Below are 12126 nucleotides of genomic sequence, written 5' to 3'. Positions count from 1 at the left end.
CGAAAAGTAGGTTTACAACCTCCGAGATGCTGGATTGCCGGTCGCGTCGGAGCGGCAACACGAATCGCCGACCATGAGCCGAATTTCGACCGGAACAGTGGTGATCAGTAGAGGATGTCTGGGGAAGGCAGCCGAATTTGGCTGGGGCTGGTTGGCAGAGTCGGAACTCCTGCTTTGCCGTCCACGCCACACCCTGTGAGCTGCACAGGCTGTGGCGTGACCGGTAGTGCGATATCTACTCTTTCGCAGCGAGCATTAAACTGGGCTTAGATAAAAGTACCCGTCTCGTCAGCCGAGTTAGGCTGAGCCTTCTTGATGATGTAGTTGCTGACGGCGGCGGAAATGCCGACCAAAAGCTCGGCCTCTTCAAACGACGGTACACGCCCCTCACGCAGATGTCTGCCGTGCTCCGATGCGTATCCCCAAGCTCTCGACACTGCCTGGTCAAGCGGCTGCGGAATCAATGATGTGTGTTTCTTGAGGATATCGCCTAGATTCGCTTTCTCATCGCCTGTAATTTTTCTCGCCACACATTCAAGCGACGCAATGGCGTGCTGAATTGCTCCCGTGGGGTCTGGGGCGGGTCGGCGTGATAGGTCGGAAATCGCTTGATGAAGTTCATTTGCAGCTGTCGGATGGCCAAACGCTTCGGCGGTTTGTCGAGCGTTGCTGAGAACAGTCTCGAAGGATTCTGGCCCGCGCATCTCCAGCTGACCGTCGGCCAGTTTCCAACCAATCCCATTTTCTACGAAGTATTCATTGAGCTCGTTCTGGAAGTGCTCGTAGTTCTCGTAGCGATAGTTATGATTACCAAGGTTGTCTAGGACGCGCTCGATGATGTCGTATACTTTAAACCATTTGCATTCGAGAAGCAGGTCTTCCACTTCATTCGCAACATTGGGATATTCAGTCCAGTTGTTACGATCGGGTTGCTTTCTCAAAGCTTGGCACACTATTTCTCGGAGGGCTTTAGGGCCTAACCCGCACTCATAGCAGAGCGGGATTAGATAGGCGCGCAGCTCCTCCGGAGCATCTTCTCGGACGGTGATTTCGGCTTCTTGAATACCGGCGTACCCGTGGCGCTTGGAAAAAGGTTCCCGCATTGCGATTCTCCCTATGCAATCTGCCTCTACGATCTTGCCTGAGCGTGAGCATGGGTAGCAATGTGCAAGAGAGATTGCCAGCCACCCAGCGCCGTCAAGGCCTACGGAGCGCTGGATTGCGCACGTCCCATGGTGAGTCGTCCGTTGTCATGGCCTTCCGGTGAGTGAAAGTGATGGGTCGCTGCCCTCGATGTAGTAAGAGCGACTCAATACCTAGAGCGAGGAGGAGTGAGCTTCCCCACCTGCCAAGTCGCCAGCAAGAAGCTTCTGTGTTTGCTACGGCTGTGGAATTGCTCGCAGTTCAACCTAGTTCAGTCTTGCGCAGGCAATGTCCTTCCCCACAAGAATCCGACAGTAGAGCGGCTCAAATCTAGCCGCCGCGCTGTTTCGGCCTTACTCAGACCGGCTTCTTTGCACTCAAGCACTTGCCGCAACTTGGCGATGTCTCCCGGTCGCGCGGCAGGCCGTTTCGAAACACCTGCTCCGGAAAGATGCATCTTGATATCGTCTGCACTGATGCGGGCTTCGAGCGCTTTCAACTCTTCGATTGCCTGGGAGAGGACGGCGTCGACCGTGGTGTCGTCTCGCGTCGAGAGAACCAAGGCGAGGAGGGATACTGGGCTCAAGCCCAGCGCCTCGGAGATCTCGAAAAATTTCTCAACCGTCGGGCTGCTTTCGGCGTTCTCGATCCGGCTGAGATAAGTGCGTGATGCTGCGCAAGCCAAGCTCTCTTGAGAGAGGCCCTGATTCTCCCTAAGTGATCTGATGACTGCTGCCAGCGCCGGCTTCAACAAGGCGATGTCCTCGGAAAAACGAGGATGTAGCCACGTTGGCGTGTACAGTTACACATGATATGAGGTATAAAACTGTACGATCTGGGTGTGTGGTGGCCCTGATTTAGCCAGAACTGCGCAGGTAGCAAGCGAATTGAGTGAAGGGCACTGACCGCTCCGGTGGCCAGGTCGGAGGACGCTTGGCATGTGAAACGAAGCCGTTCAATTATTGGCTAAATCGCACTTCACCTACTGTCTTGATCTGGCTGTCACTCGGAGAAGGAGCGCAGATCGGTATCTATGGGCCGATTTCTATCAATTTTCAGGAATTAAGTAGATGTCTAATCAGGCGCGGGCGCGGGATTTTCAGGGCTATGAAAACCGCCAGAATCCAGGACACGGTTTGCCTTCAGAAGTCGTCATGGCACAAGGTATCGACTGGCCAGTACACATCGACGCATACCTTTCCAACGCAGCGAAGCTGGGGGAGTGTTACGTAGCGCTCGTATACAGCGACGGGTCGGGGGTGTCGGAAAATGGAATGACGGTTGCCACACCTGTTGTGAGGTGCGTTGACGTCAAAATGGGTTTCAAATTGATGCGTAGCGCCGGCGGAGATCACTACGTGATCACGAGCGAACAAGACACATGATGCCCTCAAGCCCCTGCAGCGCGTGAGCTCATCTACTACCTCGATGCCTGATCAGTCAGAGGCTTCGGGGCTAACGAGAAGTTCATATCTGGCTAAGTTACACCACATCTATGTCTACTGTAACGCGTGCGCATGTGCCTTGCCGTCATCGGGCACCTGGCAGTTAATACATGCACGTGTGTAAAAAACTAATGCCTTTAAGGATGAAATATGGCTGATCTTGAAAGATTACGGTGACAATCAAGAACTTTGATGTGAAAGCATTAAGCGATCTGGATACCCTTTACACAAGGGTGAGGCTAGAAGATCCTCAGGGCAATACTTTTTATTTTGCAGAAGTAGTTGTTCCGAAATATCTCAAGAATCATGGGGCGATGACTACCGATGTACCCCGAACTTGGTATTTTAAAAGGATCTCAAAAAAATCCATCGTTGTCCTGGCTTTTGAAGGGAGAGGTGGGAAGGTTGAGTACGATTTAGAAGACATCCGTATGATCGCAAGGTCGACCGTGCTGAAGGGTATTGTGTTTTCAATTGCATCAATTCCAGCTGCAATTATTGTGGCCACCGCGACATTCGGGTTAGGGCTCATCATCATCCCTTTCGGTCTTTGGCATGGTTATAGAAATATGTTCAAACTTCCCGGGATGTTAAGCCGCAAGCGGATTTTGAACGACTTTGCACAACACGGAATTGTTGTTCGATAGCTAGTCGTGCTGCTGTAATAGCCGCTTGGATAGGCAGAGGGACACGAATGTGGTTGGTGGGATCCGCGCAAGATGGACACTGGTTGTACGTGTATTAAGTATCAGGGGCTCCCACGCGGATGAGAGCAGGAGCACGACGGTGGCGGTGGGTGCTCAAGCGAAGTGGTGGGTCAGCGGGCACCAGAGCAATCCACCACGCGAAATCGTTCACCAGGCCAGGTCTCATTCGCCATCAAGAGCAAGGCGGTGCTGCTCCAGATGCTCGATTTCGCGCTGCCAGGCGTCTAAGAAATCAATCCAATCCTGCAAGTAAAACCCTTCCGAAACTCTAGCTGCGGGGCCCAGCGCAAGCGCGAAACGGGACTTCCAAGGCTCTGGGATTTCTCTATCCCGAACGATCCAGCATCCGACGGGATGCGCCTCCCTTGGTAGTTCTGCAAGCTGCTCGAAACCGAGCTGGCATTTAATTAGAGGGTGCTCGCGATCTAGCCTTTCGAGGTCGTCAAGTCGTTCTAAAATCGCCGAAGCGCTTTGATCTCCTGGCTGCTTCTCAGCGAGCTGCCAAATCGCCTCCCGTCGTTCCCGTTCTCGCAGCCAAATTTCGTTCATAACGATTCCATGTGAGTCCGTCTAGGGGGACTGGAGCGCGTATTATCCCACGCTCTGGCCAGCGTTAAACAGCTTGCAGGTCGGATGAATCACCAATTCGGGGAGCCGATGGCTATGGAGAAGCACGTAATTGGGCTAGAGCGTCGTAACCTCGCTGAGCTCGAAGTTGTCGAACGTTTGGCTGCAGCGATTGGGACTGTGGCATTTGAGGCTGAGGTTTCGCTGTTATTGCGCTTGCACACCGTTGATCCCGAGTGCGCGATTCAATCGATCAGTCGCTTTATACATCCTTCGTTGATTGGGATGAGTGATGTTCCTTTTTTAGTCCTGCAGCGGCTGGCTGATGAACTGGTAGAGCGGGAGCCCGCGCTGTTGCAGCGTCCGAGCTTTCGGTGCAGGAATGACCATGAAACAGCTCTTCCCCTTGAACTATGGTTTGCCATCGTCCGGCACGCGAGAGAATATTTTGATCCGGCGGAATCAGATGCGGCATTTTTGGTTGCTAGGTTGCGCGAAGGCTTTACGAGCGAGGAAGCGTTCCGTTCCCTTATCGCGTCGAAGCGATCCAAGTAGCCGTTGTGCCTGCGACAGATTGTTCAGGACTGCGGCAGCGTTCCTGGATGATTCAGGTAAGGCTGGCCAGTTTCATCCCAGGCTGTCAGCTTTAGGCCGCGACTGTCTCCTTGCTTCTCAAGTCTTCGACTGGGGATCATGGTCATCAAAGTGTCGAACGACATTCTCCCAGATCGGCCAAGGTGATATTGCTGTCTTGGCGCTTTATCCCTTCCAGAGCCAAGATTGTCGAGCCTGCTGGATCAGTCTTGCCTGATAGGTCTTCAAGCGCCCAACCCGTGCTCCAACCGACGGATCAGATCCAAGGCTTCCTCAACATGAATATCGATCGGACGTTTATTGCCTAGGGTTCGCAGCGGTTTTGATAGCCATCTGATTGCCAAGGCCTCGTCGCCGAACAAACTGACTGCTGCATCGAGGAGCTGAGGATCAATCGTACCCGACGAATCACGACTTCTAGGCGTTAAGGTCATGGCGTATTCGATGGCGGCAGCAAGGGTTTCTAGGGCCTCTCCGAGGCGAGCGTTTTCACGAAAGTCTCCTTGGCTCGGCTGGTACTCCTTGCAGTGACGCAACAGCGCCTCCGCGTCATTGTTGTTCAAATCCAACTCAATAAGCATTTCATTTCCTCCAGAGGGAAGCATCAGGGGCCTTAGAACATTCTAAATGTCCCAGCCCTTTGGGGGCGGGCCATATCCAAAAAATAGGTCGTCAGCTAGCTCTCAGCGCAAGCGTTGCAACGCTCGCTGACCGACTTGATGCGTTATGCATGGACAATAACCCGGTCGAAAACACGATCAGGCCATGGGCGCTTGGGCGCTCCAATTGGTTATTTTACGAGTATCTGCGCAGTGGCAAACGAGCGGCAGCGATTATGAGTTTGATCCAGTCGGCGCGCATGAACGGAAACGATCCATATATGTACGTCCGTAGTACCTGAGAAGCCATCGAACAAAGGGCTTGGCCCTGCAGAGATAATGGAGGAAAGGGACGTAGCCAAGGGAAACACCAACAAGCCTCCCGCGCCCCGGACACTGAGCCGGATCAGTTGCGCGTCGATGGGACTTGAAGGTGTACGTGAAGCAGCCCGAAGGAACAAGGGCATGCAGTTCACGGCTTTGCTGCACCACATCACACCGCAGTTATTGGTGCAGAGTTTCTATGCCCTGCGCCGCGATGCAGCGGTAGGCGTGGACGGCATGTCGTGGCGGGATTACGAGGAAGGTCTTCTCCAGCGGGTACCGAGGCAGGAGCCGTATGCGGTAATTCCGCACGTACGGATCTGTGCGGGGGGGCGGCAGGTGACTGCCATCCCTACCGCGACCCCTGTAAGCTCGTTGCAGACTATTGCTAACAAGGAACCACATGGAGAAAAAACTCTTTACGTTGAGGCGAAGTGCTCATTCGCCCGCGAACGCTATCCTCACAATCGGTTGTCTCGGTGCAGGAGATCTCCAAACAGGTCGATCACGCTTGCAAGGCCTTCATGACCTGCTCCTTGAACTCAACCCTGATCGGTTTGAATACAACCGAAATTTCGCACATCTCTTTGAGGCAAAAAGCGCCGCTGAATTTGGCGCAGCATTCAATGAGATTAATGATGTGTGCAACATTGGGATCTCTCCGATCCTGATCATCGATGGTCACGGGGATGAGCGCAGGGGACTACAGATGCCTAGCGGTGAATGGGTCTCTTGGAGCTCGCTGCTGGAATGTTTTCAGGCCATCACAAAACGTACTCAAGGGCAACTGACAGCAATCGTTGCCGCCTGCCATTCCATGGCAGCAGTCAATTTGGTGCGCGCAGACAACAAGCTGCCGTTTTCGTTTTACTATGGCTACCCTTCAACGATACCAGCCGGGGTTGTGCAGGACGAAACTGAAGAAATTTACCGCAGCCTTCTGCAGGATCGAGGAAAAATCTTAGTCAGCGGACACAATTTAAAAATTCAATCTTTCTCGGAGTACGACCACATAACGCCCGCCCTGGCATCGGCTCTCCTACTCTCCAAATCTCCTATGTTGTCCGCCAAGATCCAACCGGAGCTTTCACGCAACAAACTTAACAAAGAGCTTTCTGTTGCAATGGCCCGGGCAGATAGACCGCTTACGGGTACCCGGCGACGAATCAACGAAATGCTGGACTCGGGAGAACTGGCGATGCGAATCGTCCGCAATCTCATGCATGACACCGAAAGACTGACACGGGTAATCGAAGATATTTCGGCTTTCATGAACGGTTTGCCCAAGCAGCCTATTGCAGACGAATAGGACTGATGCGGCATTCGACGGGTGGCGCAGTGAACCTAGAGGCTGGCGTGAGCAGCAAAACGCAGCCTTCAGCTTTCCCATATAGTGCTAGAGCCTTTTCACACGCGGTATTGGGCAATGATGGAGCTGGATTGTGGGCGGTTCGCCAACGTCGATTGCAGGGAAATGCTGGTATTCGTTGTCGTGTACCACGAGCGCGGCGTCAGTAAAGCTGCCAAGAAGCTGGGGCTGGGTCAGCCAGCCGTGAGCAACACATTAGCTAAGCTGCGGGTCAGATTCAGCGATCCACTTTTCTTGCGTCCAGGCTTCAGGCCAACTCCCAAGGCTTCACAAATCGCTGTCGTGATGCCAATGCTCGTCCAAGTTCAGATGGCATTTGGGGCCATCGAGAAGCTCTGATCGCAATCATATCAATGCAAGGCGCTAGCATCCGTTACGACCTCCCTGCGCAGCCTCCCAATCCTCGCCGCTAATGAGACCGCGCACTTGCGAGGTTATGGATGAGCCTAATTTGAATATCAGCAGATCAGAAATTTGGAGAGCACATGCGATTTTGTATTTTCTCGGGCTCAAGCCCTGGGCGATTGTCACTTTACTCACCAGGCATGGAATTGGCATCACCAGCCGGCGTAATGCGTAACGAGATATCCCCACAGCTTCAGCGCATCTCCATCTGCCCGGAGCAGTCGGAGCGCTTCAGCTGCCGAAATCTTGGTGGGGCAGCCTCCCTTCAAGTAAAAGTCGTCCGTTCCTTGGGAGTAGAGGTGCAGCAGAGTCAGAACCATCACACGCTGTACGTTAGTCATCTTTCGATACGAACTGCGCATTGCCTTTAACGCCTCAGGAAGAGGCTCTGAGCGGTCATAGTCGTAGCCGCAAGGGCGCATGGTGTAGTGGCTGCCTTCGCTTCCGTAAGGGCGGGCTTTTGTGAAGCAGGCATCCAATTGGTACTTCCTTACAATGTCCCAAGCTACCGACCCGAATTTTTCCCCCCGGTGTGCGGCTGACTCAAATATCGGGGCGGGGATGCGGCAGACCATCGCCAAGGCTGCATTCTCGGTGCCGTCCAGACAAGGCATCTTTTCAACCAGATCTATTAGGGTGTATCCGGGAAAACGACCGGCTGCGAAGGTCGGGTTAACGGCGGCGTAGGCGGCAAGGGCGACGGGCTTTTGGGAGTGATGCACATAGCAGTGGCTCGCGGTGTGCACGTCTGTAAACGCCCAGATCCCTGAGGACACTTCATGGACACCCAGTGTGTTTAGCAATTCCGTCGCTTCTGCCGATTGGTCGCTGGAGTAGTTCATCCTGGCAATCCCCATGTAAGTGTACGAGATGCTGGCCGGTGAACGATTTGCCTGCCAGCCGAGCCTTCCTGATAGGCACGATAGATCATTCGGTGTGGTTAAAAAATACTCACCAAAATGGTGAGCGTTTCTGATTCCTCTCGACGGGGATCTCGTGACCAATTCATCATGGGAAACGGGTTGCCTGTGCGTGCGCAGGGTCGGCTTATCAGGTGGGGGGGGGCTGCTTGAAGATGGATGCAGCGTTACAGCGGGCAGCGTTCCTCAGCCAACTGTTCTGACAGATGGAGGTTTAGAGCTGTTTGGCGATGTTTTGACTTGGGAGGACGCTGCACGGCCAGGCGTGCAGCCAACTCATCCCCTAACAGCAATATTTGATTCTGGGCCCGCGTGATTGCCGTATAGAGCAAACTTCGATCCAGTAGTCTGCTCGGAATCACAGGCACAATCACGATGGGCCATTGCGAACCCTGAGCCTTGTGAATAGTGAGTGCATAAGCCAGATCACATGATGGCAGTAAATCTTCGGTTAATGGGCGTTGTACTCCGTCATCCCAGTTCACCCACGCAATGGCAAAGCCGCAAATATTGCCTTCCTCATCATGCAACGGAGTAGGTGGCTCTTCAATCTGTGTGATTCGCCCCAAGGATCCGTTCAGTATCCCAATGTCCCAGTGATTTTTATTGCTCACGATGGGGTCATTTAGCCGGAGGCCTGTTGAGATAAATCCACCCTCGGCATCGCTCCAGACGCGCAGAGGTAGGGCGATACCATTTGCAGCTGCTTGGCACATCAGGTTAAGCGACCCAACTCCTAACACGCCGTTGCGAAGTGAGCATAGGATTTGCGTAGACTCTGGAGCCTTCATGTAGAGCCTGACGATGTTCTCAGCTACAGCTCTCAAACCCTCGGCTTGTTGAGTTTGAGGAGAACTGGCCAACACAGCTTCCCCCTGTTCTACAGAAGCATTCAGAAATGCCACAGGACGCTTTTCATCCTGGCCGACCTGCGGCCATATGCCTCGTCTAACCGTTTGAGCGAAGGTCGCGATTTCATTGCCATGACGCATGACTTGTGTCAAACGAGCATGAGGTATTCGTGGATGATCAATTAACTCATGGAACACCAGCCCAGGGCCCACAGGCATGAGTTGATCAGCATCCCCAACCAACAGTAGCCTTGCATCCGGAGGGAGAGCCTGGCACAGCCTGTACATCGTGATGACGTCCAGCATGCTGGCCTCATCGATCACCACGATCGTCTGTCCACCAGCCATCAGCAGGTCTTTGGAGTAGAGGAGGCTGGCCAGGGTTCGAGCGGGGCGTTGTGTGGCCTCCTTCATACGTTGAGCCGCGCGGCCCGCGATTGCTCCTTGGAGCACAGTGATGCCGGATTCGTCGAAGTGTCGGTAAAGTGCTTTGAGCAAGGTGGTTTTGCCAACGCCTGCACCGCCGCTTAACAGGGCAATGCGATGGTTTGTAATTCTTTGAAGTGCGTGATGTTGCTCATCGGTCAGCTGGATGTATTGGCCAGAGTGCTCAATATCCATATCGGACTGGCCAGTTCTTTTGGGCAAGATGCTGCTGTGGGAACTGTTGTTTGAAGGGTAGATCGGTGTGAACAAGTCCGACGATTGGTTGGACAGGCGCTCAGTAATCGCGCGAGCGATAGTGGATTCCATTACCCAAGCGCCCAATTGCTGAAATTGTTGGTCACCATGGAGTTTCACCAGTACCCCGTGCTTCTGGGCTTCGGTCAGGGCGATGGCTGCTGACGAGGAGGGGGGGTTATTTGCAGTACTCAGAAGCAATTCCACGCGCCGCAGCAGGACGTGTCGGGGCGGCGCGGTATGACCTTCATCGAGCAGCCGGTACATTGCTTCTTCAACTGCCCCAATCAGTCGACGTGGGTCATCTGCAGTCAGTCGATAGTGGCCTAGGGCGAACGCGTCGACTCCACGCCACGATCCTGAAAAGGAAAGCAGGCGGTAGGGGTCTTCGGCCAGCGCATCTTCGAGCTTGTCTTCAAAATGGTTGATGGAATGTTCTGCCACGGAGTGAGGGATTCCATAGGCGTGAAGTCGTTGAATTACGGTGCAGTCACCGTAGGTCTTCCATCCGCTCACAAGGGCACTGGCAGCTGCTTCGCTGATGCCTTGTACGGATGCAATCAGATCAACACGACCCTCATTCAAAAGCTCGTAAAGACCCTCACCATAGGTTTCCCATAGGCGAGTGGCTTTAGAAATACCGATGCCGCTGAACCGTTGGCCGTGAGCTAGCAAGGTAATGACATGCCGTCCATTCGGCAGGACGAGTTTGATGTCGGTTGCGTCGATTTGGCGTTCTTGGATTCTAAGTCCATGGTGTTCGCGCACGTAGATGCTGGGCGTCCCGCTTACATCCCACCACTGGCCAACCTCCACGGCTGTCGTAATGTGCAGTCGGTTCGGCACGGACACCACGAAATGTTCATTGTTGATGGCAGTTCCATCGAAGCGGATGGCGACACCGTAGAAGATGTAACCACCCTGGCCGAGGGGATTCACACTCCGGATGGACAATACGCGAATGCGCCTCTGTACCGTCTGCGGCTGACTCATCGTGGTAGCCGCCCAGTGGTGCTCAGGGCTTCCTGGAGAGCCGACAGTTTTGCCAGCTGTCGCCTGAGTTCTTGAGCCTCAGCACGTAGGATGGCGTTTTCTGACTGGAGGCGGCGAACAGTCGATTCCAGGCTGGATGACTTTCCGCATCGGCCTAAGTCTTTGCTTACTGTGACCTGTTGATGGTCGGTGGTGGATATAACCCAGTCGTTGTCGCGCCGGAGATTGAGGGCATCGACTGCCAGCCTGGATTCAGATCTCTCGAAGTGATCCTCAACCTTGAATCCGTTATCAACGTCGCCGTTGAGGCTGGGCAATACATATTCTCGGCGAAGCCGATCTTCTAAGGCTTGGAGCTGTGCCTTGATTGCTGGATTTTGCCGCAAAACTGATTTGGCAAACCCGCATGCAAGTGCTATCTCCTCCCTATGCAACGACCCGCGATAGACCATCTTGGAAAAGTCGTCATTGGTTCGGCTGCTAGCCCATTCGGCAAAAGCTTGGGTGTTTTGCCTTCTACTTCCCATGGCGCGACTCCCAGGGATAGAGTCTGCTGCTCGCGCGGGTATCTTGGCGCGGAATAGTAACTTTAAAATCGTTAAAGTCTTGGGGGGTTAGGTGTATTTGAAAGTGGATGGCGCACGGGTTCATTAGCACAAGGTTCAAAGCCATGTCCACGCTGGTAGCAAATCGGGTCATCAGGTCTGTGCTCCGAAATAGTTGGATTGCTACACTTTCTGTGCCACCTCACTTTGGGAAGATTGGAGTAGCTCTCTAAGGGCGGTAATGTGATGTTTTTGTAATAAGATATTGAGTGTGACTTTTTGTCTAACTCTATCCCTGTGAAACTGCAGGCCTACACTATCTAGAATGACCTCATCAAAAAGAATATTTAGAGCTTCCCTTGCCATGTTTGGTAATCTGAAAGAAGGAAGTTGTTTCTCTCCAGCTGGGCTTGGCTCTCCAAAGCCAGATCTGATGATTTCATCAATCGGAATCCCTGGAAGATTTCTTAATCCTCTCTCTATTCTTCTGCGGCTAGATATGGCCTGGTCTCTTTCATCTTCCAAAAGTTGAACATAGGCCCTTATTGTCTCATCTGGAATCAGAGGTTTTTTTACTGTGTCCTTTCGTACTACTTCGAGCCGTTGACCAGAGGCTCTGGATTTCACGTAGTGGATCAAGAGCTTGGAATTTCTAATGGATTGTGCTTTGGGCCCGCTCCATTCGTGATCAATACAATACCGCTGGATCGCGCCAGCGGAAATTTTCATTCTCTGGGCCTCAAGATAGTCAGCGGCCTTCTTCATCTTTGGTAAGGGAGTCTTTTTGACGCGGGTTAGGGGACTCCTCAAGCAGCCTAATAAGCAATGCATCTTGTGAATCAATTGTGGTCATCCGAATAACTCCTCTTCCTCTTCACCGTACTTCGCAGGTTCTTGCCGCGAGTGGGCAACAGGCTTGAGGCTCATGTGATCAGCCATTCGATTTACGCTATCATGATTAAGAACACCGGTAGAGGCTTCTA

General features: G+C 53.2%; 13 protein-coding genes and 1 pseudogene. 6 read left to right on the top strand and 8 right to left on the bottom strand.

Translation table 11 applies throughout. The annotated features are described in order from the left end of the window. Positions 1-266 precede the first annotated feature (266 nt). Complete coding sequence (locus tag G3436_RS05790; protein ID WP_163942319.1) at positions 267-1103, bottom strand: AbiJ-NTD4 domain-containing protein; 837 nt, start codon at positions 1101-1103, stop codon at positions 267-269. A gap of 311 nt (positions 1104-1414) precedes the next feature. Further along, positions 1415-1897 (bottom strand): helix-turn-helix domain-containing protein, encoded by a 483-nt coding sequence (locus G3436_RS05785; RefSeq protein WP_243667027.1) that lies wholly within the window; start codon positions 1895-1897, stop codon positions 1415-1417. Between the two features lie 316 nt (positions 1898-2213). Here G3436_RS05785 and G3436_RS05780 point away from each other — a divergent pair, with 316 nt between their 5' ends. Together G3436_RS05780 and G3436_RS05775 are read left to right on the top strand one after the other, a co-directional pair. Then, a complete protein-coding gene (locus G3436_RS05780) occupies positions 2214-2528 on the top strand; it encodes a hypothetical protein (protein ID WP_420801177.1) in 315 nt (104 codons plus the stop codon). Between the two features lie 233 nt (positions 2529-2761). Continuing rightward, the gene (locus tag G3436_RS05775) at positions 2762-3235 is read left to right on the top strand and encodes a hypothetical protein (protein WP_338001210.1); all 474 of its coding nucleotides are present in this window, start codon (positions 2762-2764) and stop codon (positions 3233-3235) included. Positions 3236-3457: 222 nt separating this feature from the next. Here G3436_RS05775 and G3436_RS05770 read toward each other — a convergent pair whose 3' ends face one another. After that, complete coding sequence (locus G3436_RS05770; protein WP_163942316.1) at positions 3458-3844, bottom strand: hypothetical protein; 387 nt, start codon at positions 3842-3844, stop codon at positions 3458-3460. A gap of 114 nt (positions 3845-3958) precedes the next feature. Here G3436_RS05770 and G3436_RS05765 point away from each other — a divergent pair, with 114 nt between their 5' ends. Beyond that, positions 3959-4417, top strand: coding sequence for a hypothetical protein (locus tag G3436_RS05765; RefSeq protein WP_163942313.1), 459 nt, complete (start codon positions 3959-3961; stop codon positions 4415-4417). A 263-nt stretch (positions 4418-4680) separates the two neighbouring features. Here G3436_RS05765 and G3436_RS05760 read toward each other — a convergent pair whose 3' ends face one another. Continuing rightward, positions 4681-5037 (bottom strand): antitoxin Xre/MbcA/ParS toxin-binding domain-containing protein, encoded by a 357-nt coding sequence (locus G3436_RS05760; protein ID WP_163942310.1) that lies wholly within the window; start codon positions 5035-5037, stop codon positions 4681-4683. A 143-nt stretch (positions 5038-5180) separates the two neighbouring features. Between G3436_RS05760 and G3436_RS05755 the strand changes: the two are divergent. The 3 genes and pseudogenes from G3436_RS05755 to G3436_RS05740 all read left to right on the top strand — a co-directional run. Next, positions 5181-5348, top strand: a pseudogene (locus G3436_RS05755) (IS66 family transposase); the annotation flags it as partial. Positions 5349-5782: 434 nt separating this feature from the next. Further along, positions 5783-6688, top strand: a complete 906-nt coding sequence (locus tag G3436_RS05745) for a hypothetical protein (protein WP_163942307.1) — start codon at positions 5783-5785, stop codon at positions 6686-6688. Between the two features lie 117 nt (positions 6689-6805). Further along, positions 6806-7087, top strand: a complete 282-nt coding sequence (locus G3436_RS05740; RefSeq protein ID WP_243667026.1) for a LysR family transcriptional regulator — start codon at positions 6806-6808, stop codon at positions 7085-7087. Between the two features lie 218 nt (positions 7088-7305). Here G3436_RS05740 and G3436_RS05735 read toward each other — a convergent pair whose 3' ends face one another. The 4 genes from G3436_RS05735 to G3436_RS05725 form a co-directional block, all read right to left on the bottom strand. Then, entirely contained in the window at positions 7306-7995 is a 690-nt protein-coding gene (locus tag G3436_RS05735; RefSeq protein ID WP_178116330.1) for a hypothetical protein, read from the bottom strand. A 245-nt stretch (positions 7996-8240) separates the two neighbouring features. Further along, positions 8241-10598: an ATP-dependent DNA helicase gene (locus G3436_RS05730; protein WP_163942303.1), complete on the bottom strand. Its 2358-nt coding sequence runs from the start codon at positions 10596-10598 to the stop codon at positions 8241-8243. Further along, positions 10595-11125, bottom strand: a complete 531-nt coding sequence (locus G3436_RS28745) for a VPA1267 family protein (protein ID WP_420801176.1) — start codon at positions 11123-11125, stop codon at positions 10595-10597. Before G3436_RS28745 ends, G3436_RS05730 begins: the two co-directional genes overlap by 4 nt. Positions 11126-11326: 201 nt before the next feature. Further along, entirely contained in the window at positions 11327-11872 is a 546-nt protein-coding gene (locus tag G3436_RS05725; RefSeq protein ID WP_163942301.1) for a hypothetical protein, read from the bottom strand. Positions 11873-12126: the final 254 nt, after the last annotated feature.

Origin of the sequence: Pseudomonas brassicae, assembly GCF_010671725.1 — a bacterium.
Taxonomy (GTDB): Bacteria; Pseudomonadota; Gammaproteobacteria; order Pseudomonadales; family Pseudomonadaceae; genus Aquipseudomonas; species Aquipseudomonas brassicae.
The sequence above is the reverse complement of the archived record's forward strand: the minus strand, read 5'-3'. Positions and strand labels throughout refer to the sequence as shown.